Raw genomic sequence first — 21,558 nt, forward strand, 5'->3', positions numbered from 1 at the left:
CATTCATCCGTTATGGGAGACAATATCGGTAGATTTTTGCGTATCGTGGTCATTTTTGGTAGATTTATATCAGCTGAGGGGTTTCCATGATTGAAGACCAGGACGCGCGGATTCTCGCCCATCTGCAGAAGGATGGCCGTGCCACCAACCAGCAACTGGCGGACGCGGTGGGCATGTCGACTTCGGCCTGCTGGCGCAAGGTGCGCGCGCTGGAGGAAGCCGGCGTCATCCAAGGCTACGCGGCGCTGGTCGCGCGCGAGCAGGCGGGCTTTGCGATGTCGGCCATCCTCCACGTCTCGCTGGAGCGGCACGACGCCAAATTCGTCGACGAATTCGTCGCGCGGGTGACCAAGCGGCGCGAGGTCCTGGAGTGCTTTGCGACCACGGGCGATGCCGATTATCATTTGCGCGTCGTCGTGCAGGACATGGCGGCCTACAATCGATTTTTGGACGAGTTCATGTTCCGCATTCCCGGCATCCGCTACGTCCGCAGCAATGTGGTGCTGAAGGAAATCAAGTCGAGCGTGGCGCTTCCGTTTTGACGTCTTGCACAGCTGCCGTAGGTTGGGCAAAGGCGCGGTCTTCGCGCCGTGCCCACGATTTCTCCATGATCGAGGGAGGTGGTGGGCACGCTTCGCTTTGCCCACCCTACGGCACCGGTGCTATGGGGCTGCTACTCCCTCCCGCACGAACCTGTTGCGCAACGTGCCGACGCCGCTGATTTCGATCTCCACGACATCGCCATGCTTGATGTCGGGCGAGGCACCGTCCGTGCCCATCCAGATCACGTCGCCGGGCCACAGCGTGAAATACTTCGTCAGCTCGACCAGGAACGGCACGACGCCGAAGATCATGTCGGCGGTGGCGAAGCGGCTGGTCTCCCGGCCGTTGACCCGGACGATCGTTTCCATCTTTGCGAGATCGGCTTCGGTCTCGATCCACGGCCCCATCGGCTTGAACGTGTCGGCGTTCTTCGAGCGCCATAGGCTGCGGTCGGCCTTTTGCCAGCTACGCTCGCTGACGTCGTTGCCGATGGTGTAGCCGAACACGCAATCCATCGCGTTCGCTTCAGTGAGGTGCTTCACCTTCTTGCCGATGACGACGACGAGCTCGCCCTCATAGTGGATCTTCTCCGTCGCAAACGACGGGATCACCACGTCCTCGCCATGCGCGATCAGCGCGTTCTGGGCGCGATAGCCGATCTCGGGCCTGTCAGGGACGGCCGGCACGGTGCCGGCCTTGTCGGCGGCTTCTTTTAGGTGCTTGAGGTAATTCAGCCCGACGCAATAGAAGGTGCGCGGGATCAGCGGCAGCTCGATCCTGACGTCGCCGAGCGCATGCGCGCGCGCGGTGCGTTGCCATTCGCCGAAGGGATCGCCGTCGACCGCGATGACCTTATCGCCCTCGATAATCCCCCACGAGGACTTGCCTGTCTCCGTGAAATTCAACCAGCGCATGTCATGTACCCGCTGTCACTCCGCGGCATCGCGCGGTTGCACTTTCCAGGCGCCGGCCGCCGGTCGCTTGAGCCCGAGGTTTTCCCGCAATGTCTTGCCGCGATAGTCCTTCTGAAACAGTCCGCGGCGCTGCAGCTCCGGCACGATATACTGCACGAAATCGGCGTAGGAGCCGGGCACGTAGGTCGCGGCGATGACAAAGCCGTCGCAGCCGCGCTCGACGAACATTTCCTCCAGCTTGTCCGCGATCTCCTTGGGGCCGCCGACCATGGCGTCCTGCACCTGACCGCGGCCGGAGAAGGTGACGAAGTCGCGGGCGCTCGGGTTGCTCTTGCCTGACGTCTTCAGCACGCCGTCGCGGATGCCGAGGATGCCCTGCATGCTCTTCAGCTCGTCCGTCGTCAGCGGCTCGTCAAGACCCTTGGAGGCGAAGTCGTAATTGAGAGCTTCGGCGAGCAGCGACAGCGCGTCGATCTGCAGCGGCAGCTTGTTGATCAGCGCCATCTTGTCTTCGGCTTCGGCTTTGGTGGCGGCACAGACCGGCGTCGTCAGATTGCAGAGGAACATCTCATCGGGATCGCGACCGGCCTTGGCGGCCTCGTTACGCACGGACGCGTAGCCGTCCTTGGCGCCCTGAAGGTTGCGCGCGGCGGTGAAGATCACCTCGCCCCATCGCCCGGCAAAGCGCTGGCCTCGGCCCGATGCCCCTGCCTGGATGATCACGGGATGGCCTTGCTGCGAACGCGGCACGGTGAAGGGCCCGCGTGACCTGAACGCGGCGCCCTTGTGATCGAGCCGCTTCACCTTGGCGGGATCGGCAAAGCGGCCGCTTTGCTTGTCCATGATGAGAGCGCCGTCCTCCCAGGTGTCCCAATGACCGAGCACGACCTCCATGAACTCGTCGGCCTTGTCGTAGCGGGAGTCATGCTCGGGATGGGAGTCGCGCCCCATGTTGAGCGCTTCACCATCATTGAGCGAGGTGACGACGTTCCAGCCCGCGCGTCCGCCGGACATAAGGTCGAGCGTGGCAAACCGGCGCGCGACGTCGAACGGTTCGTAATAGGTGGTCGAGCAGGTCGCGCCAAGCCCGAGCTTGTCGGTGACCAGACCCATCGTGGTCAGCACGATCAGCGGGTCCATCTTCACGCAGCGGATGCCGTATTCGACGGTATGGGCGTGGTCGTTGCCGTAGCGGTCCGGCATCGCCAGTCGATCGTCGAAGAAGGCCATGTGAAATTTGCCGGCCTCGAGAATCCTGCCGATCTCCTGATAATAGTCCGCCGACATCGAATCGGCGCGCGAGTCCGGATGCCGCCAGGAGCTCGGCAGATTGGTGCAGTTCTGCGCCTGGAGGAAGCCGACCAGGACCATCTGTCTCGTCATGCTGCTGTCTCCTGGTGCCGTCAGGTCAAATCGAGGACGGTGGCGAGCCTGTACTCGCGCGCCAGCGCGCGCAGTTTCTCCCAGGTGGCATCCTCGATCTCGATGCCGTCGCGCAGGCGCTGCTGCTCGCGCAGGCCTTCGATCTCGCCGGGATAGAACACGCCCTTGCTGCCTTCGGACGGCGGCGTCGATTTCAGATAACGCGCGAACTCCGTGACCTCGCGCTTGAACTCCCGCAGCGGCCGGAAGGCGGCGACGTTGAACACCGCCATGAAGCATCCGTCGTTGTGACGGCCGGTCGGCTCGACGCCGAAGCCGAGACCTGTGAGCAGGCCGCAGAGCACCTCGACCATGGCGGCGAGACCACTGCCCTTGTAGCCCTCGGTGCCGCCGAGCGGCAGCAGCGCGCCGCCCTTGCGGTATTGCGTCGGGTCAGTGGTGTGCCGTCCGTCGGCATCGATGATCCAGCCCGTCGGAATCTCCTCGCCGCGCGCGACCGCGAGCTGGATCTTGCCGGCCGCCACCGCCGAAGTCGCCATATCCAGATAGAACGGTGTGTCGAGATCGGACGGCACCGCGATCGAAATCGGATTGGTGCCGAGCCGCGCCTCCTTGCCGCCGAACGGGGCGACATGTTTCGGCGAGCGCCCGGAATCCGCCGTGGCGATGCCGATCATGCCTGCGCGCATCGCCATCAAGGGGTAGGCGGCGAGGCGGCCGACGTGGCTTTGCCGGAACACGGTGCAGGCCGCGACATTCGCGGTCCTGGCTTTCTCGATCGTCAGCGCCATCGCCTTGGCGTTGACGTGGAAACCAAAGCCCCAATGGCCGTCGATCACGGTCGTGGTCGGCGATTCCTGGACGACGGTCCATTTGGCGCCGGGAACGATGTGGCCGGCCTTGATGCGGTCGATATAGGTGGGAACGGCGATCACGCCGTGGGAATCGTGGCCGGCCAGATTGGCGTTGACGCAGCCGACCGCGACGGCGTCGGCTTCTTCCTCGGAGGCTCCGGCGGCGCGGAGCAGGGCGGCGCTGACGCGCGTGAGGCGATCGGCCGTGACGATCGGCATGGCGTTCCCCGGGTCCTTGCCCTTGGCGGGCACTGATTGTTGGTGGCCATCGTCTCAAAGCGCAGCTGCGATATCAATCTCTCGTAAACCAATACAGGGCTGCAAATTCGTAAAGAGGTGTCCTCTCGCTGAGGTTTCGTCCCGTGCGGCGGTATTTTGGATGGTTTCGCCCGGGACGTTCGCAGCTCGTTCACTTTGATCGATTGTTTGCAGCGCGCAATAACGACCACTTAGGCGATGGCCCTCATAACGTCACCGGGACAAATAGGCAGAAATGCCCGGGAGCTAAGATCGTGTCGACGACACTCGCGCGCACCTTTGCGGCGTTGAGCGCCATTAACGAAGCGATCCTCTACGCGAAATCGCCGGACGAGCTGTACCAGAAGGTCTGCGACGCCGGGTTTTCGAGTGGGGATTTCTTGGCCGTTGCCGTGTTCCTGGTGGGGCAGGACGGCAGACGGCTTCTCTTTGCGGCGGGCTGTGGCGATGACGTCGCGCGTCTGCGTTCGATCGTGATTTCCACGGAAGCCGGCACGCCCGAAGGAGCCGGCGTCGGGGGCGAGGCGTTTCGCAATCAAAAGCTGTGCATCAGCAACGACTATCTGAATGATCCGCGCTCGCTGGCGTGGCGCGAGGGCGCGGCTGCGGCCGGCATAGGCGCGGCCGCAGCGCTGCCACTGCTCTGCGACGGCAGATGTGTCGGGGTGCTGCTGGTGACGCGTAGCGATTCGAATTCGCTAAGCGACCAGATGGTGTCGCTATTCGAGCGAATGTCGGCCAACATTTCCTATGCGCTGGACAATTTCGCGCGTGAGACCGCGCGGCAGACCAGCGAGCGAACGGCGCGGCGGCTCAACCGGATGTACGGCGCCCTCAGCGCCACCAACGAGGCGATTCTGCGGGCCAAGACCGAGCAGGAGCTGTACCAGCTCGTGTGTGACGCTTCCGTCCACGGAGGGAAATCGCTCGCGACCTACGTCCTGCTGAAGGAACAGGATTCCGACTGGCTGAAACCGGTCGCCGGCACGGGCAGGAATCTGGAACTGGTCGCTCAGGCCCGCTACTCCGTCGACCCGGACAATCCCTATGGCCGCGGCATCTCTGGTGAGGTGTTTCGCTCGCAAAAGCCATGCCTGGAGGACGATCTCCCCCGTCGCACCAAGGGCACGCCCTGGGAGCAGGCCAACATCAACAGTGGCGTCGTCGCCTGTGTCGCTGCTCCCCTGATCAAGCATGGGCAAAGCATCGGCGTCATGCTGTCCTTCATCAGCAGCTCGTGGGCCAAGGACGAAGAAGTCGTCGCGCTGATGTTCCGGATCACCGAGAACGTATGCTTTGCCCTCGACAATTTCGGTCGAGAGTCCGAAAAGGTCCAAATCGCGGCCGAGGAGGAGCGGCTGGCGCGCATGTATGCCGCGCTCAGCGCGACCAACGAGGCGATCCTGCGGGCGCGATCGCGCGCCGAACTGTTCGATCTCGTCTGCGAGGCGACGGCCAAGGGTGCCAAGTTCACGTCGGCCAACATCGCCATGGTCGACCGAGACGCCAAGCTGCTGCGTGTCGTCGCCTGTTACGGGCCGAACGCGGACCAGGTTCGCAACTTCAAGTTCTCGATTTCCGAGGATGTGCCGGAGGGGCGCGGACTGACGGGTACGGCGTTCCGCACGCGCCGGCCGGCCGTCAGCAATGACGTGCTCGCCGATCAACGTATCGCGCCATGGCACGCCAGCGCGCGCCGCAACGGGATCGCGTCCTCCGCGGCCTTGCCGCTCTTCAACGGCGATCAGGTCGAGGGGGTGTTCCTCTTCAATTCTCCGGAGTGCGGCACGTTCACACCCGAGTTCGTTGAGTTGCTCCGCAAGCTGCAGGCCAATGTCGCCTTCGCGCTGGAAGGCTTCGACCGCGCCGAGGAAAGGGCTCGAGCAGACAAGCTGCGCAACCGCCTGAGCGGAATGTTCGAAGCGCTGAGCGCGACCAACGAAGCGATCATGCGCGCCAAGACGCGCGAAGACCTGTTCGAGGCGGCGTGCCAGGCGGCCGTCCTCGGCGACGTGTTCGCGTCCGCCACGATCGGTATCATCGACAAGGAACACGCGCTGGTGCGCGTCGCCGCGGTGAAGGGGCGGCTGCAGCAGCAAATGGCCGGACGAACCTGCATCATTTCAGTCGACCATCCCGAAGGCCAGGGGATCATCGGCAGTTCGCTGCGGGCTCGCCGGCCCAGCGTCATGAATGATTACCTGAACGAGCCGCAATCGGCCCACTGGCGGGCAAGGGCGATCGAGGATGGAACGCGGGCCGCCGCCTGCTTCCCGCTTCTGAAGGCAGGCGAGGAACCGATCGGCATTTTGCTTTTCCTCGCACCCGAGCCGAACACGTTCACGCCCGATCTGGTCGAGTTGCTCGGGCGCCTCGCCGAAAACGTCTCCTTCGCCCTCGACAATTTCGATCGTGCCGAGGAAAAGGCCCGTACCGAGGCGCAGAAAGAGCGCTTGACGCGCATGTTCGCGGCTCTGAGCGCGACCAACGAGGCGATCATGCGGGCGAAGTCGCGCGCCGAGATGTTCGATCTCGTGTGCCATGCGGCATCGAACGGCGCCAAGTTCACCTCGACCACGATCGCGCTGGCCAGGCCCGGCACGGACCAGCTCGAAATCGTCGCTGCCGCCGGCCCGTCCGCCGACACGACGCGCAGCGTTCGCCTCTCCATCGATCCCGAACGGCCGGAAGGGCGCGGGATGAGCGGTACGGCGTTCCGCACGCGACAACCCTGCATCAGCAACGACTATCTCAACGACGATCGCGTCCGCGTCTTCCATGCGGTCGTCCGCGGTGACGGGGCGCGCTCGGGCGCGGCATTCCCGCTCATCGCGCATGACCAGCCCGTCGGCGTCATGATCTACATGTCGACCGAGCCGGGCACCTTCACCACCGAGTTCGTCGAGCTGTTGCAGCGTCTTGCCGACAACGTGTCCTTTGCGATGGAGAATTTCGATCGTGCCGACGCCAAGAACCAGGCGGACGAGCGGATCGAGTACCTCGCCTCGCATGACAGCCTGACCGACCTGCCGAACCGCGAGACCTTCAACGGACTCCTGCGGGAAGCGATCGACTCGGCGGAACGCCACGATCACCGCTTCGCGGTGCTGTTCATCGATCTCGACCGCTTCAAGGTCATCAACGATTCGCTCGGCCATGAGGCCGGCGACCTGCTCCTGCTCGAAGTCGCCAACCGCTTGCGCGGCGCGTTGCGGGAAAGCGATGTGGTGGCGCGGCTCGGCGGTGACGAGTTCGTGGTGATCCTCGACCGCTGCGGCGAGATCGACGACGTCCAGCGCATCGCGACCGGGCTGCTCGCGGCGCTCGCCCAGCCCATGGAGCTGGCCGGACACGAGTGCCACACCACGGCCTCGATCGGTATCGCGATGTATCCGGCCAATGGCTCCGATGCGCAGACCTTGACCAAGAACGCCGACATGGCGATGTACCTGGCCAAGGAGGACGGCAAGAACGGCTACCGCTTCTTCTCCAACGAAGTGACGACGCAGTCGATCGAGCGCCTGTCGCTGGAGAGCGCGCTGCGCCGCGCGTTGGAGCGCGAGCAGTTCTCGCTGAACTACCAGCCCAAGGTCGACATGGCGACTGGTCAGATCACCGGCGTGGAAGCCCTGCTGCGCTGGGCGCATCCCGAGCTCGGCAACATCTCGCCGGCTCAGTTCATCCCGCTCGCGGAAGAGACCGGCCTGATCGTGCCGATCGGCCGCTGGGTGCTGAGGGAAGCCTGTGCGCAGGCCATGGCCTGGCAGCGTCGCGGCTTGTTGCCGTTGTCGATGGCGGTCAATCTGTCACCGCGGCAGTTCGCTGACGAGCAACTGTTGCAGGACGTCGACGAGGCCCTGGCGGCCAGCGGCATGTCGCCGGTGCTGCTCCAGCTCGAAGTCACCGAGAGCATGATGATGCGCAATGTCGGCCGCGCGCTCAAGGTGCTCGATGCCATCCAGAGCCGCGGCATCCGCCTCGCCATCGACGATTTCGGCACCGGCTATTCGTCGATGTCGTTGATGAAGCACTTCCCGATCGACACCATCAAGATCGACCGCTCCTTCGTGCGCGACCTGCCACAGGATTCGGAGGATCAGGCGATCGCACAGGCCATCATCAGCATGGGCAAGGCGCTCGGCATGACCGTCGTCGCTGAAGGCGTCGAGAACGCCGAGCAGGAGGCATTCCTGCGCACCCATGGCTGCGACGAGATGCAGGGCTTTTTGATCTCCAAGCCGCTGCCGGCCAGGCAGATGGCCGAGCTATTGCGGCCGATGGTCCTGCCGATTGCCCCGCCGCTCCAGCCGGAGCAGGATGTTGCCGCCACGGAAGCGGCGACGCCACACCTGAAACGCGCTGTCGTCTGACGGCACGCGGGTGCAGTCCGCCGTCGCTGGAGCAAGGCGCGGGCGCGCCGGTCGGCTAACGCTGCTTGAACGGATGCGCCTTCTGGTGCCAGGCCCAGGCGGTGCGGATGATCGTCGCCAGGTCGGAATGGCCAGGGACGAAGTTCAGCACCTGTCTCGCGGCGGAGGGATCGGCGACCAGATAAGTGGGGTCGCCGGCGCGGCGCGGCTTGACGGTGTGCGGCACCTCGCGGCCGGTCTCCTGCCTGATCGCGTTCAGGATCTGGCGCACGGAAAAGCCGGATCCGGTGCCGAGATTGAAGCTGCCGCCGGCATGTCCGGCTTCCAGGAGCTTTAAAGCCGCGACATGCGCCGCGGCGAGGTCGGTGACGTGGATATAGTCGCGGATCGCGGTACCGTCTGGTGTGTCGTAGTCGTCGCCGAACACGGAAAAGTCGACATGGCCCTGCAGCGCCATCATGGCGCGGGGAATGAGGTGGGTTTCATTGTCGCGCAGCTCCCCGATGCCGCCTGCCGGATCGGCGCCGCTGGCGTTGAAATAGCGCAGGCAGAACGCGCCGAAGCCGTAGGCCGAGCGGTAATCGGCGAGCATCCGCTCGATCATCAATTTCGACGCGCCGTAGGGATTGATCGGCATGCAGGGAAAATCTTCCGGCAGCTCCTTGGAATCGGCATTGCCGTAGACGGCGCCGGTCGAGGAGAAAACGATGCGCTGGCAGTTGGCGTTGCGCATCGCCTGCAACAGAGACAGAGTGCCCTGCACATTGTTGATGTAGTATTTTTGCGGATCAGCCATGGACTCGCCGACCAGGCTCGCCGCGGCGAAATGCATCACCGCCGTGATCTCATGGTCGGCGAAGGCGCGTGCCAGCGCCGTGCCGTCGAGCAGATCGCCCGTCACCAGCGGACCGGCAACGAAGCTGCGATGACCTGTCGAGAGATTGTCATAAACGACGGGCTGATAGCCGGCGGCGGTCAATGCGCGGCAGGCATGCGAGCCAATATAGCCCGCGCCCCCGGTGACGAGGACAGTCGGTCGGTCGGTCATGTCGTCTTCTTCTCTTAGCGGATGGGTTTATTGCGGCTGAAGAGAAGATAGAGCGCGCGGGGGTTGGTGGTCAAATAGCGCCAGAACAGGCGGCGCGGCTCGAGCAGGGTGCGCCAGGCCCATTCGAGTCCGACCTTCTGCATCCATGCCGGCGCACGGGACCGGCTCCCCGACAGGAAGTTGAACAGGCCGCCCGATGTCTTGATAACGCCAACATTGGTCAGGTGCGGCGTGAACTCCTCCACGAATGCCTGCTCGTTGGGCACGCCGAGCGCGACCCACAGATAATCCGGCGCCAGCGCGTTGATCTCCTCGACTTTGGCGCGCAATGCCTCGCCTCGCAGATAGCCGTGGCTGTGTCCGACGATCTTGAGGTCGGGATAGAGCTTCTGGACGTTCTCGACCGCCGCGATGTTCTCGTCCTCGCTGGCACCCAACATGTAGAAGGTACGGCCCACAGCCTCCGCCTTGCGCGCGACGACGTGGAACAGGTCCGTGGTCGCGACCCGCTCGGGCAGGGGAAACCATGATTGCAGCCGCGAGGCCGCCACCAGCGGCTGGCCGTCGGCGTTGATCAGGTCGGCGGCGCGGAACAGGCGCTCGGTCTGCGGCTCCGTCGAACAGCGCGCCAGTACCTCGCCATTGGCCGAGGTCAGGAACAGGGGACGGCCGATGCGATTGTCGGGATCAGTCGCTTCGATCATGAAATCGGCGGTCGCTTCCAGATCGATCGCGGCCATGCGAAGCCCGCCGACGGTGATGCGCGGCACGTCGGCCGTCGCCGCTCGCCCGTCGATGTTGACGCGACGCTCAAGCATATTGTCTGCCTCGCTGGCGCGTCTGGAGTGCCGGGGTGAGCTCGTCGAGCACGACGCCGACGAGCTTGCGCTCGGCGCGGCCCAGCGCGGTCAGGATTTCTTCCAGGCTGTCGTTGATGTCGAGGCTGGTCGGCAGCACCGCCAGCAGCGCGTCGGTGTCGTCGAGCAGCTTGCGGCCGCCGGCCGAGAGCGGCATCGCGGGGCCGTCGAGGATCACGAGGTCATAGCCGCCTGCGGCGCGCGCTTGTGCAATCGCCTTGCGGATTGCGTCGGCGGCCTTGTGGGCGTCACTTTCGCCGACCGGCAGCACCGAAATGCCGTTGACCGTCTTGATCTCGCGGGCGGCCTTGCTGCCGATCGAGAGCCAGCCGAGCCTGCTGGGCTCGCTCTTGCCGGGGCGGCTGACCTTGTTCGAGAGGGCGTGGGCCTGATGGTCCGCATCGATCATCAGCACGCGGGCGCCGTCGCGCGCCGCCGCGAGCGCGAAATTCAGCGCGCTCACGCTGCGCCCGCTGGTCTCGCCGGCACCGACGATCGCGATGACCGGCATCGCCTTGTCGCCGGCGCGCCTGGCCACGGCAGTGCGCATGTCGCGCCAGGTGTTGAGTAGTTTCGTCAAGGGAAAGCCGGGCCGCAATGTCGGCCAGCCCAGCCTCGTGACGTCGACGCCGCCGCCGGTGGCAAGAATGGCGCCTAACGTGTGGATGACGTCGGCTTCCTGGAGGCGCGCGATCAGCGGCTTTTCGATCAGGGGCTTGTCGACCATCGCAGGCTGCAGCGGCGGCGCGGCAAGTTCGGGCAGGTCCTGCGCCACTTCCGCAGGTTGCGAAACCTGGGACGCCAGCGGCGCTTCCGGCTCCGGCAAAACCTCGGGAGTGTACGTCCTCTCCGGCGCGGGCTTGCGCTCACGGTTGGCCGGTGCGGGCGCCGGCGCGCCGACGAGCAGCAGTTCGGCTGCGGCGAACCAGCCCGACGCTGCGAGCGCGCCGAAGATGAAGCCGATCATTGCGAACATGCTCATGGCGGGCGGGAACGAGCGCCGCTGCGGCACCGTCGCCTCGCCGATGACGCGGGCCGCCGACGTATTCAGCGTCTCCTGCTCCTCGGTCTCGCGCGAGCGCTTGAGGAAGGATTGGTAGACGTCGCGGCTGGCATCGGCTTCGCGCTCAAGCTCGCGCAGGCGGACGGCGGCCTGGCTGAGCTGCACGCTCTGCCGCTTCTGTGCTTCCATGGCCCGGTTGAGCGAGGCCTCGTAGTCGCGAGCGCGCGTCAGATCGTTCTTGGCGGACTGGGCGAAGCGGTCGATCTCCTCGCTGATGGTGCGCTTGAGATCCTCGACCTGCTTCTCGGTCTGGCGCAGGGCCGGATGGCGCGGCCCGAGCTCGCCAGCCTGCTCCGCGTATTTCTTGCGCGCGTCGGCATATTGCGCGCGCAGGTTCGCGATCGTCGGCGATTGCAGCGCTTCCGGGATGGCGCCGGCATCGGCGGCGGTACGGCGGCTCGCCTCGATCTGGTCGAGCCGCGCCTGCGCATCCATCGTCGCCGCGCGGGCTGCGGAAAGCCGCTGGTTGCTGGCGGAGAGTTGCTGATCGCTGATCAGCGAGTCCTGGGTGCCGACGAAATTGTTCTGGGCCTTGTAGGTGGCGAGCGTGGTCTCGGCATTGCGCAGCCGCTCGCGCAGCTCCTTGAGGCGGCCGGAGAGATCGTTGGTGGCTCGCCGTGCGGCCGAAGCCTGGGAGTTGCGGGACTCGGCGAGATAGGCATTGGTCAGCGTGTTGGCGAGCATCGCGGCTTTCGCCGGATCCGTCGACCAGACCTCGATGTCGACGATGAAGCTCTTCTCGGTCTTGCGGATCGTGATGTGCCGGTTCAGGGCCTCGAGCGCCGCAAGCTGCACTGCCTTGTTGTCCGCAGCGGAGGGCGCGCGCGGATGCAGGCCGATCAGGCCGAGCAGCGACGACATCAGGCTCTGGCCGTCACCGCCGCCGCCGAATTCCGGGTCCTTGTCGAGACCCGCCTGCTGGATCACCTTGAGCAGCACGCTGTTGGAGGTGATCAGCCGCGCCTGGCTCTCCACCACCATAGACATGCCGGAAACGTCCTGCGCGCGCGGCGTGAGCTCACGATCGACAAGCTGAAGCTCGCGCGGATCGACATAGAGCTGGGCGGTGGCGGTGTAGCGCGGCGTCAGGCCCTTGCCCACGGTGACGGCGAGCGTTGCGCCGATCAGGGCAGCCGCGGCAATCGCGACCTTGCGCCGCCAGAGCAAATCGGCCAGCTCCAGCACGTTGAAGCCGGCTCGAGACTTCTGTTGCGAGGGCTCGGGTCTCGCCCGATCTATCGGCTGACTGTAGTCAAGCATGATCCCCAGCTTTCATTCCAAATGCCGCAGGCTGAGGGGCTACTCTTCGCTCTACGCCATGCACCCGGGATATAGGTGCCCAATCAACGCAACAGGGAAAATTAACCATACTCATTGAGGGACTATTCAACGAAATGGCAAACAAAGCGTTTAAGCGCTCGCCACTCTGCGGAGCGTCCTCGTCACGCCAGTGACGTCCGGGCATCCTGGAGATTAACGGTTCGTTACCGCGCACGGCATGGCCGCGAGGCTCCGCCTGTCCTGCAATGGGCCGCGCGCGCATCATGATGCTCAGCTTTTCCGCAGGATGACGTGATAGTCGCCGCGACGGACGTCGGTCCCACGCGACAGCATGGTGTTCAGCACGGCCGCGCCGGCGTCCACGAGCGCCGCGAACAGCGGCTTGCGCCGGCGCATCTCGGGATAGCGCGGGCTCTCGACCTCACGGCGGTAGATCATCTCCAGCCCGTTGGCGGCCGCGAAGGCTTCGAGCCGGGGTAGCGTCACCAGCGGATGGAAGAAGGTCGGAAACGGCGGCTCGCCGGGCAGGCCGGCATCCTTGATGCCGCGGATGTGCCGGTAGAACCAGACGTGAAACCAGTGCGGCGAATATTTGGTGACGATGCCGGACAGCGAGCGGGGATTGGGCGCGCCGATCAGGATCAGCCCGCCGGGCTTGAGCGCATCGCGAAAGTTCAGCAGTGCGGCGTCGACATGGGGCAGATGCTCGATCACGTTGTAGCAGATCACGAGATCGAAGGTCTCTCGGCCGAAACGGTAGCTCTGCACGTCGCCGAGGATCGCCTCATCCGCGTAGGTGTTGTTGCGGACCTGGTCTTCGTCGATGTCGACGACGGTGACCTTGCTTCGGCCAGGCAATTCCGGAGGCAGGACGCTGCATGAGCCGCCGCCGGCTTCATAGATGGCGAGCCGGCCTTGCGGCAGTTCGCGTCGCAGCACATGGTGAACGGCGAGCAGGCTGTCGCGCGCTTCGCCGGGGACGAGGTCGTGAAGCGCCTGGACGGGTGCCGCGGACGCGGGGATCCGGGTCGCCGTGGCTGTCGCAAAGTCGATCGTGGCTGGCTTGTTCATTCTTCTCTGACCGCGCTTGTTCTATTCAAATTTACAGGAAAAAACTCGCGATCCCGAAGAGCAAATCTGATGCCGCGCCCTCTCACCGGTCGAGGTGCTTTAGGTCGGGTTAATGCGCATAGGCATTAACTACGGCATTGTTCATGTTGGGTCGTCACGGGCACATGGACCGCGAATTGCAGTACCACGCGCACATGGTTTCGCGGGAGAAACAGGCGAAAGCGGTTAAGCGCATGATGTTGTCCTGGGACGGCCGGGAAACCGGCGCGAGATGCTGGGCACGCGCCACCGAGCGGCCGTTCATTCTGGGACGAATCTGTCCCGTGGCGGGTGTGCCGTCACGGGAATGCGCGACTGCAGCAGGGCTTTTTCAACATATCTCGGACATTTAGAACGTCATGACATTGATCCCGACAGACCTGTCCGCCACCCGCATCTCGGATGCAGTGGGCGATCCCAACCGGGAGATCGTGGCGAGCTCCGTGGTCATCGACCTGTCGGTCGGGATCGTGGTCTGCATTCCCTGTTTCCGCCGTCCGCAGCATCTGCGGCTGACGCTGGAATCGCTGGTGAACCAGCGGACGCCGCGTTCCTTTGCCGTCGTCATGGTTGAGAACGATGCCGCACAGCGCGAGAGCGCGCCGGTTGCCGCGGAGTTTCTGGCCGCCAGCAGGCTGCAGGGCGTCTGCCTCGTCGAGAAGCGGCAGGGCAATTGCCAGGCGATCAACGCCGCGTTCGAGACGGCGCAGGCGCTGTTTCCTGCCGCGACCCGCTTCCTGATGATCGACGACGACGAGATCGCCTCACCCGACTGGCTCGAACTGATGGTTCGCACCGCGGAGGCGACCGGCGCAGACGTGGTCGGTGGTCCGGTGCTCCCTCACTTCGACGACGACAGCAAGCCCTGGCTGTCGCGTCATCCCGCTTTCTGTCCCGCCTACGACTATTCCGGCGCCGTGCCGCTGATCTATGGCTGCGGCAATTGCCTGATCACGCGCTCGGCCTTCGAGCGGCTTGATCGTCCCGCCTTCGACCTGCGCTTCAATTTCCTCGGCGGTGGCGATTGCGATTTCTTCGTGCGTTGCCGTGATGCCGGCATGACCTTCCACTGGACGGCGGAGGCGGTCATCACCGAGACAGTGCCGCAGAGCCGCACCAGCCTCGGCTGGATCGCCAAGCGCGGCCTGCGCATCGGCGCGATCAACTATCGTGTGCAGTACAAGGCTGCGCACAGCGCGTCGGCGCGTGCGCGAGTGTTCGCAAGGATGCTCGGGCGGCTGCCGCTCTCGCTGGTGCGCTCCGCAGGCCTGTTGCCGTCGTCGAAGGTCGTCGTCGCGATGCATCCCCTGATGGTCGCGCTCGGCTCCATGCTTGCCGCGTTCGGGATCGAGCCGAAGCCCTATGAGGCCTCCAAGATCGTGTCGTGACGATCAGATGCCGAAGCGGGCGAGGGCGGTCCTGGCCGCGGCACGCGGCAACGCCTTGAGCGAGCGCCGGCCGACCATTCCGAGATAAGCAAACGCCTGGCGATATCGGCCGAAGCGAACCGCCTGCATCGCCGAATAGGTGATGAGGTGAAGTTCGGCGGCGAGGCGCAGTCCGGCCGCGGTGCCCTCGGGCAGGCGCGCCAGGATCAGTCCGTCGTCGAACACCCGCGCGATGGCCGGGAAGAAATCCTTCGGCGTTCGAACCGCGGCGTTCATGGTATTGGCGGTGTGCAGTCGGTAATCGAGCAGCAATTTTGGCGCGAACTCGAATTCACCGATCGCCGCGAGGCGGCACCAGCAATGCCAATCCTCGCAATATCTCAAGGACGTATCGAAGCCGCCGATGGCCCGGAAAGCTTCGGCGCGTGCGAGCGCGATGCCGCCATTGACGATGAAATTGCCGGCAGCGAGCCGCGTCAGCACGTCGCCGGACGGCTTCCGGCGTCCCTTCAGCAGGCCGCGCCGGCCGATCTGATGTCCCTCGCTGTCGATCGTATTGTAATCGCCATAGACGAGCACCGCCCGCGGAGCCCCGCGTGCCGCTACTAGCAGTGACGACACTGCGCCGGGGCGAAGGCGGTCGTCGGCATCGAGGAAGAGCAGCCAGTCGCCGCGGGCATATCGCGCACCGAGGTTGCGCGCTGCCGACACGCCGGCGGAATCATTGGTGATCAGGCGCAGCCGCGGATCGCGAATGCCGCTCACGATGGCGGTGGTGTCGTCGGTCGATCCGTCGTCCACGACGATCACTTCGGCCACGTCGCTTTGCGCCAGTGCGCTGACGAGGGTTTCGGCGACATAGGCCGCAACGTTCTTGGCGGGAATGACGACGGACACCGACCAGGTCGGGCTCGACGGCTGCGGCTGGCGAACCGCCGGAACCAGGCGTGTGGTGGCCGGCAAATCGAGAACGTCTTCGGCGGTGATCTGAGCCACGGCTCGCCTTTAAGAGTCTGTTAACCAGGGCGCATGCGCGGAACGGATGATGCGATCGATCGCACTCATGGGCATGCCCGCGAATGATACTCGCATTACAGTCGGATCGTTGACGGGAACGCATGCGCGGCGCCGGTTTCGTCAGTTAGCGTTAAGCCGCTGGCATTAAGCCTGAGGTAAATTTGGAAGAGTGCGACAGCCGGTCCCATGCGAGAATGCGCATCAGGCTGCCGCGGATGGACCCAGTGCCCGCTAAGACGTTCGAACACGACCCCGATGCGATGATCCTCAACCTCTTCTACGAGGACAAGGATGACCGCTGGTTTCCCGGCGACCGGCATCTGCGGCGCGTGGCGCGCCGCATGCTGCTCGGCGAGCCGCGCATGAGTGGCCAGCTTCGCGTGTTCCTCAATCTCTGTGCGGGACTCGACCGGCTCGGCATCCGGTACCGCGTCAACGATTACGGATACATCGCGCAGCATCCCGAAGAGCTCGCCTGCATCATCGGCCGTACCTTCCTGCTCGACAAGTTCGCGTGGAAGAACCCGATACTGCTTGGCGTCGCCGCTCACAATCATCCGCTCGACGACCCCGATCTGTTCAAGCGCCTGCCGGTGAAGAAGGTCGTGGTGCCCGGCCCCTGGTACGTCGACATGTACCGGCCGTATTGGCCCGAGACGGAGGCATGGCCGGTCGGCATCGACACCGATCTGTGGGCGCCATCGGCGCAAGCGCAAAAGACGATCGACGTGCTGGTCTACGACAAGGTCCATTGGGACCGCGAGCGCTATGCGCCGGAGCTGATCGAACCCGTCCGCGCCCGTCTGCGCAAGGAGGGCCGCTCGTTCACGGAGCTGCGCTATGGCAGCTACAAGGAAGAAGATTTTCAGGAAGCGCTGGCGCGTTCGCGCGCGATGATCTTCCTGTGCCAGAACGAAAGCCAGGGCATCGCCTATCAGCAGGCCTTGTCGTGCGGCGTGCCTGTTTTCGCCTGGGATCCGGGCGGCCCGTGGCGGGACCCCGATTACTATCCGCACCGTGTACAGTTCGCGCCGGTGTCGTCGGTGCCGTATTGGGATGAGCGCTGCGGCGCCAAGTTCGCCGACGTCGCGGGCTTCGAGGCGGGCTGGCAAAGTTTCTGGGACGGGTGTGCCGCGGGCGCGTTCGATCCGCGCGGTTACGTTCTGAACAGTCTCACGTTGGAGCAACGAGCGCTGCAATATTACGAGATCGCGCGCAGCATCATGCGGCCGCCGGCGGCGCAGATGTCCGAAGAGACCGGCGACGGACTCTCAACGGGGCTGAGCCCCGACCCGGAGCTTCGCAGGCGTCATGAAGTGACTTGAACGATGAACCGCAGCGCCGCCGACATCACCGACCTCGAGGCCCGATCGCTGAGCGGCGCCTTCCGCAACGGGCTGGCGGAGCTGAATGCCGTGCAGGCGGCGCGCTGCCTCGTCGTCGTCGCAGCGCTGCTGCTGGTGCTGGTGACGCTCGATCCCTTCCCGGACCTGCGCAATCCCGATGCCGCCGCCGTCGTCGGCGGACGAATGGCGCTGACCTATATTGCCTGGGGGCTGCTCGCTGCGGTCGCGGTGCTGCTCGTCGCCACCACGGATGCGCCCGCGCTGAGGACGCTGGTGACGCCGCTTCACCTCTGCCTCGTGGGCTGGCTAGCGATCAACATCCTCCTCTCCGAAAGCCGCGGCGTCTCGATCCAGCGCTTCGTGCTCGCCGCCAGCGTAACGTCGCTGGCCGTCCTGCTGCCATTGCTACCGCCGACGCAGCGCAGCTTCAATCTGTGTCTGGGCGGAGCAGCGCTGGTGCTGCTCGCGCTGTGCTATCTCGGCGTCCTCCTCGCGCCGGATTATTCGATCCACACCGCGCTCGATATCGGCGAGCCGCAGCTCGCCGGCGACTGGCGCGGCAGTTTCGGCCACAAGAACATCGCCTCGCCCGTGATGACCATCCTGGTCTATGTCGGGATCTACCTGACTGCTGTCGGCTCGTTCGTGATGGGACCCGCGATCGCCGTGCTCGCAGGCATCTTCCTGATCTTCACCGGTGGCAAGACGTCGTCGGTGCTGTGTCTTGCGGTCTACGTGCTGGCGTCACTGGTCTACGTGACGCCGAGCCTGTGGCTGAAGCGGATCATCTGCTTCGTGCCGCTGATCGTGATGAATTTGCTGACGGTCGGCAGTGTCTTGAGCCCGGCGCTGGGCGCGGTGACGCGAATGCTGCCGCTCGATCCGACCTTCACCGGCCGCTCCGCGATCTGGGAGTTCGCGCTGGCGGCCGTCGCCGAGAAGCCGATCATCGGTCACGGCTACGCGGCGTTCTGGGATGATGTCACAGCGCGGCAGACGGCGCAGGGCGCCGAATGGGCGACCTCGGCGGCGCACAGCCACAACAGCTATCTCGACCTCGCGGTCACCATCGGCCTGCCGGGGCTGCTGCTCGTGATCCTCATCTTCGTGCTCGCACCGCTCGGCAATTTCCAATCGGCCCAGGCCCACAGCCGCAGTGGCGCTTTGGCAAAGCTCTTCCTGACCGTCTGGCTGTTCGGCCTGTATTACGGCGCGACCGAGACCTTCCTGCTCGAGCGGCAGAATCCGATCTGGTTCATGTTCGCGCTCGCGGTGGCCGGGCTGCATTTCCTCGCCAGGTTCCAATGCGTCGCGAAGATGGAACCGGAACGCTGACAGCTTGTCGCAGTCGGCGCGATGGTGGCATCGGCTTAAGGATATGCGGCTAGGTCTCTTGCGACGTGCGACAAAACATAATCCCAGTCCGTAATCGTATGCCCCGCAGATGACGTTCCTCAGCGTCGAGCAACCAGATGGTCTCGTGTCCGGCCCGCCGAAATTCGCGATCGATTTCGTGCGTGACTGGCGGCAGGCCGCGCCGCGACTGAGCGCCGGGCATCGCACCGCATTCCAGCATGGTTACTGGCTCGATGCCTGGTATCAGGCGTTTCACGATGTTGCGCCGCTGATCGCGGTCATCTCGGATGCCGCCACCGGCGAGGACATCGCGCTGGTGCCGATGGTCAGCCATGTCAGGCGCGGCATCCGCATCGTCGAATTCGCCGATCTCGGCGTCTCCGACAACAACGCGCCGATCCTGGCGCTCGATGCCGCGTTAGACGCCGTCGCAATGGATGCGATCGGCGGGGCCCTGGTCGAGGCGTTGCGCGCCTTGCCGGACTGCTTCGATCTGCTTCGCCTCAGGAAGATGCCGGCCCACGTCAGCGGCAAGCCGAATCCGCTGGTCGCGATGGGACGGATCGGATCGTCATCGCTGAACGGCAATGTCGTGCTGATGGGCGACGACTATGCCGACTATCAGGCCGCGATCAAGCGCATGCAGATGCCGCGCTGCTGGCGCGTCTTCGACCGGCACGAAGGCGCGCGGTTCGAGATCGCCGCGGACGTTGCGCGCGCGCATGAGCTGCTCGACGTGATGGACGTGCAGCAGCAGGCGCGTATGCGCCAGCTCGGCTCGCGGTTCGTCCTCAATGACGACGCCCATGCCCGGTTTTACCGCGAGGTTGCCCATCGCGGCGTCGCGGATGGCTATGCCGTCGTCACGGCGCTCGTCTGCGACGAAGGGACCGTCGCCACCGCGTTCGGCGTCAGATCCGATGCGACCTATTATCTCCTGCGCATCAGCCACGCCGGCACTGCATGGTCGAGCTGCTCGCCGGGACTGCTCGTCATCGAGCGTACGATGGCGGCGCTGCATGCCGGGGGCGTGCGCCGTTTCGACCTCAGCATCGGCAATCAGGACTACAAGCGGCGCTTCGGCGCCGAGAGGGTCCCGCTGACCGACGTCAGCGTCGCGCTGTCTTGGCGCGGCGCTCCCTTTGCGTGGCGCGACCATGCCGCGCAGGGCCTGCGCCGCCATCCCGCCGCTGCAGCCCTTGCAGCGCGAGCCTTGGGCAAGGGAAGCCGCTGAAGCGGCATTCCCGAATGGGAATGCCGCTTTCATATCACGCGTGAAGCTCACCCATGGAGCTCAGCCGTGGAGCTTCTTGGCGGTCTCCGCGATCTGGCGTCCCTGATAGCGCGCGCCGGCGAGCTCGTTGGCGCTGGGCTGGCGGCTGCCGTCGCCGCCGGTGATCGTGGTGGCACCGTAGGGCGCGCCGCCGGTGACCTCGTCGAGCTTCATCTGGCCGGCGAAGCCGTAGTTCATGCCGACCACGACCATGCCGAAATGCAGCAGGTTGGTGATGATCGAGAACAGCGTCGTCTCCTGGCCGCCGTGCTGGGTCGCGGTCGCCGTGAAGGCGCCGCCGACCTTGCCGTGCAGCGCGCCCTTGGCCCAGAGCCCGCCGGCCTGGTCGAGGAAGTTCGCCATCTGCGAGGCCATGCGACCGAAGCGGGTGCCGGTGCCGACGATGATCGCGTCGTAATTGGCGAGATCGTCGATCGCAGCGACGGGGGCGGCCTGATCGACCTTGTAATAGGAGGCCTTTGCGACCTCGGCCGGCACCAGTTCCGGCACGCGCTTGATATCGACGGTGGCGCCGGCCTCGCGCGCGCCTTCGGCGACGGCGTTGGCCATCGCTTCGATGTGGCCGTAGGCGGAATAATAGAGCACGAGAACTTTGGTCATGGTGGTCTCCGTTTGGTGATGGGTTGTTCTGTTTGCCGTCGTTGCCGGGCTTGACCCTGCAACCCTCGCTCTTCAACAACTCTTGCGAAGGTGATGGATGCCCGGGTCAAGCCCGGGCATGACGGGTTTTGTGTGGTTCGCGCTTACGCCGCATCGACGAGCACGAGCTCCGTATCTTCCAGCGCGGTGATCTTCAGCGTGCTCTCGTCGCGGATCGCGGCGCCGTCGCGGGCATTGACGCGCACGCCGTTGATCTCGACGGCGCCTGCCGCAGGCACCAGATAGAGATGCCGAGACTTCTGCGACACGTACTCCGCGCTCTCGCCGGCCTTCAGCGTGGTGGCGAGCACCCGCGCATCGGCGCGGATCGGCAGCGCGTCCGTGTCACCGTCGATCCCGCTCGCGATCGTGACGAGCTTGCCGGAGCGATCGGCCTTCGGAAACGGCTTCGAGCCCCAGGTCGGCTGTCCCCCGCGTGCCACCGGCTCGATCCAGATCTGGAAGATGCGCGTCTGCGTCGGCTCCAGATTGTATTCGGAGTGGCGAATGCCGCTGCCGGCGCTCATCACTTGCACGTCGCCCGCTTCGGTACGGCCCTGATTGCCGAGGCTGTCCTGATGGGTGATCGCGCCTTCGCGCACATAGGTGATGATCTCCATGTTGGCATGGGGATGGGCGGGAAAGCCGGTGTTGGGCGCGATCTCGTCGTCGTTCCACACCCGCAGGGCGCCGTGGCCCATGTTGTCGGGATCATAATGGCTGGCGAACGAGAAGTGATGTTTGGCTTTGAGCCAGCCGTGATCGGCGCCGCCGAGCTTGTCGAAAGGTCTGAGTTCGATCATGTGCGTCATCCTTGTTTGGGCGGTTGGCACCTCG

General features: G+C 65.0%; 16 protein-coding genes. 6 read left to right on the top strand and 10 right to left on the bottom strand.

Going from position 1 to position 21,558, the window contains the following annotated elements; translation table 11 throughout:
- Positions 1-86: 86 nt before the first annotated feature.
- Positions 87-542, top strand: coding sequence for an Lrp/AsnC family transcriptional regulator (locus JQ580_RS14035; protein WP_212280612.1), 456 nt, complete (start codon positions 87-89; stop codon positions 540-542).
- Between the two features lie 120 nt (positions 543-662).
- Here JQ580_RS14035 and JQ580_RS14040 read toward each other — a convergent pair whose 3' ends face one another.
- From JQ580_RS14040 to JQ580_RS14050, 3 genes are read right to left on the bottom strand one after another with little or no spacing between them, the layout of a single operon-like run.
- Positions 663-1,457 carry a fumarylacetoacetate hydrolase family protein gene (locus JQ580_RS14040; RefSeq protein WP_212280613.1) on the bottom strand — a complete coding sequence of 265 codons (795 nt, stop codon included), beginning with the start codon at positions 1,455-1,457 and terminating at the stop codon, positions 663-665.
- Positions 1,458-1,472: 15 nt separating this feature from the next.
- Entirely contained in the window at positions 1,473-2,840 is a 1,368-nt protein-coding gene (locus JQ580_RS14045) for an LLM class flavin-dependent oxidoreductase (protein WP_212280614.1), read from the bottom strand.
- Positions 2,841-2,860: 20 nt separating this feature from the next.
- Positions 2,861-3,913, bottom strand: coding sequence for an Ldh family oxidoreductase (locus JQ580_RS14050; protein WP_212280615.1), 1,053 nt, complete (start codon positions 3,911-3,913; stop codon positions 2,861-2,863).
- Positions 3,914-4,206: 293 nt separating this feature from the next.
- Here JQ580_RS14050 and JQ580_RS14055 point away from each other — a divergent pair, with 293 nt between their 5' ends.
- Positions 4,207-8,322, top strand: coding sequence for a bifunctional diguanylate cyclase/phosphodiesterase (locus JQ580_RS14055; RefSeq protein ID WP_212280616.1), 4,116 nt, complete (start codon positions 4,207-4,209; stop codon positions 8,320-8,322).
- A gap of 55 nt (positions 8,323-8,377) precedes the next feature.
- Here the strand turns inward: JQ580_RS14055 and galE are convergent, their stop codons facing one another.
- The 4 genes from galE to JQ580_RS14075 form a co-directional block, all read right to left on the bottom strand.
- Entirely contained in the window at positions 8,378-9,370 is a 993-nt protein-coding gene (gene galE, locus JQ580_RS14060) for a UDP-glucose 4-epimerase GalE (RefSeq protein ID WP_212280617.1), read from the bottom strand.
- A gap of 14 nt (positions 9,371-9,384) precedes the next feature.
- The gene (locus JQ580_RS14065; RefSeq protein ID WP_212280618.1) at positions 9,385-10,188 is read right to left on the bottom strand and encodes a WecB/TagA/CpsF family glycosyltransferase; all 804 of its coding nucleotides are present in this window, start codon (positions 10,186-10,188) and stop codon (positions 9,385-9,387) included.
- Complete coding sequence (locus JQ580_RS14070; RefSeq protein WP_212280619.1) at positions 10,181-12,550, bottom strand: exopolysaccharide transport family protein; 2,370 nt, start codon at positions 12,548-12,550, stop codon at positions 10,181-10,183. The genes JQ580_RS14065 and JQ580_RS14070 overlap by 8 nt, the downstream gene beginning before the upstream one ends.
- 291 nt (positions 12,551-12,841) lie before the next feature.
- Positions 12,842-13,642, bottom strand: coding sequence for a class I SAM-dependent methyltransferase (locus JQ580_RS14075; protein WP_212280620.1), 801 nt, complete (start codon positions 13,640-13,642; stop codon positions 12,842-12,844).
- Between the two features lie 398 nt (positions 13,643-14,040).
- Here JQ580_RS14075 and JQ580_RS14080 point away from each other — a divergent pair, with 398 nt between their 5' ends.
- Entirely contained in the window at positions 14,041-15,069 is a 1,029-nt protein-coding gene (locus tag JQ580_RS14080) for a glycosyltransferase family 2 protein (protein WP_212280621.1), read from the top strand.
- A 3-nt stretch (positions 15,070-15,072) separates the two neighbouring features.
- Here JQ580_RS14080 and JQ580_RS14085 read toward each other — a convergent pair whose 3' ends face one another.
- Positions 15,073-16,065, bottom strand: a complete 993-nt coding sequence (locus tag JQ580_RS14085) for a glycosyltransferase (protein ID WP_212280622.1) — start codon at positions 16,063-16,065, stop codon at positions 15,073-15,075.
- Positions 16,066-16,310: 245 nt separating this feature from the next.
- Between JQ580_RS14085 and JQ580_RS14090 the strand changes: the two genes are divergently transcribed.
- The 3 genes from JQ580_RS14090 to JQ580_RS14100 all read left to right on the top strand — a co-directional run bounded on the left by JQ580_RS14090 (position 16,311) and on the right by JQ580_RS14100 (position 20,022).
- Positions 16,311-17,411 carry a glycosyltransferase gene (locus JQ580_RS14090; protein ID WP_212280623.1) on the top strand — a complete coding sequence of 367 codons (1,101 nt, stop codon included), beginning with the start codon at positions 16,311-16,313 and terminating at the stop codon, positions 17,409-17,411.
- A 3-nt stretch (positions 17,412-17,414) separates the two neighbouring features.
- Positions 17,415-18,767 carry an O-antigen ligase family protein gene (locus JQ580_RS14095; RefSeq protein ID WP_212280624.1) on the top strand — a complete coding sequence of 451 codons (1,353 nt, stop codon included), beginning with the start codon at positions 17,415-17,417 and terminating at the stop codon, positions 18,765-18,767.
- A gap of 109 nt (positions 18,768-18,876) precedes the next feature.
- The gene (locus tag JQ580_RS14100) at positions 18,877-20,022 is read left to right on the top strand and encodes a GNAT family N-acetyltransferase (protein WP_212280625.1); all 1,146 of its coding nucleotides are present in this window, start codon (positions 18,877-18,879) and stop codon (positions 20,020-20,022) included.
- 60 nt (positions 20,023-20,082) lie between these two features.
- Here JQ580_RS14100 and wrbA read toward each other — a convergent pair whose 3' ends face one another.
- Positions 20,083-20,682: an NAD(P)H:quinone oxidoreductase gene (gene wrbA, locus JQ580_RS14105; protein ID WP_212280626.1), complete on the bottom strand. Its 600-nt coding sequence runs from the start codon at positions 20,680-20,682 to the stop codon at positions 20,083-20,085.
- Positions 20,683-20,825: 143 nt separating this feature from the next.
- Positions 20,826-21,524, bottom strand: coding sequence for a pirin family protein (locus JQ580_RS14110; RefSeq protein ID WP_212280627.1), 699 nt, complete (start codon positions 21,522-21,524; stop codon positions 20,826-20,828).
- Between the last annotated feature and the right edge of the window lie 34 nt (positions 21,525-21,558).

This window comes from Bradyrhizobium sp. SZCCT0148 (assembly GCF_018129985.1).
Lineage (GTDB): Bacteria > Pseudomonadota > Alphaproteobacteria > Rhizobiales > Xanthobacteraceae > Bradyrhizobium > Bradyrhizobium japonicum_H.

Coding starts and splice junctions, on each gene's coding strand:
- JQ580_RS14075 (WP_212280620.1), bottom strand. CDS start 13,642: ATGAACAAGCCAGCCACGATCGACTTTGCGACAGCCACGGCGACCCGG.
- JQ580_RS14080 (WP_212280621.1), top strand. CDS start 14,041: ATGACATTGATCCCGACAGACCTGTCCGCCACCCGCATCTCGGATGCA.
- JQ580_RS14100 (WP_212280625.1), top strand. CDS start 18,877: ATGACGTTCCTCAGCGTCGAGCAACCAGATGGTCTCGTGTCCGGCCCG.
- galE (WP_212280617.1), bottom strand. CDS start 9,370: ATGACCGACCGACCGACTGTCCTCGTCACCGGGGGCGCGGGCTATATT.
- wrbA (WP_212280626.1), bottom strand. CDS start 20,682: ATGACCAAAGTTCTCGTGCTCTATTATTCCGCCTACGGCCACATCGAA.
- JQ580_RS14070 (WP_212280619.1), bottom strand. CDS start 12,550: ATGCTTGACTACAGTCAGCCGATAGATCGGGCGAGACCCGAGCCCTCG.
- JQ580_RS14045 (WP_212280614.1), bottom strand. CDS start 2,840: ATGACGAGACAGATGGTCCTGGTCGGCTTCCTCCAGGCGCAGAACTGC.
- JQ580_RS14040 (WP_212280613.1), bottom strand. CDS start 1,457: ATGCGCTGGTTGAATTTCACGGAGACAGGCAAGTCCTCGTGGGGGATT.
- JQ580_RS14050 (WP_212280615.1), bottom strand. CDS start 3,913: ATGCCGATCGTCACGGCCGATCGCCTCACGCGCGTCAGCGCCGCCCTG.
- JQ580_RS14035 (WP_212280612.1), top strand. CDS start 87: ATGATTGAAGACCAGGACGCGCGGATTCTCGCCCATCTGCAGAAGGAT.
- JQ580_RS14110 (WP_212280627.1), bottom strand. CDS start 21,524: ATGATCGAACTCAGACCTTTCGACAAGCTCGGCGGCGCCGATCACGGC.
- JQ580_RS14095 (WP_212280624.1), top strand. CDS start 17,415: ATGAACCGCAGCGCCGCCGACATCACCGACCTCGAGGCCCGATCGCTG.
- JQ580_RS14065 (WP_212280618.1), bottom strand. CDS start 10,188: ATGCTTGAGCGTCGCGTCAACATCGACGGGCGAGCGGCGACGGCCGAC.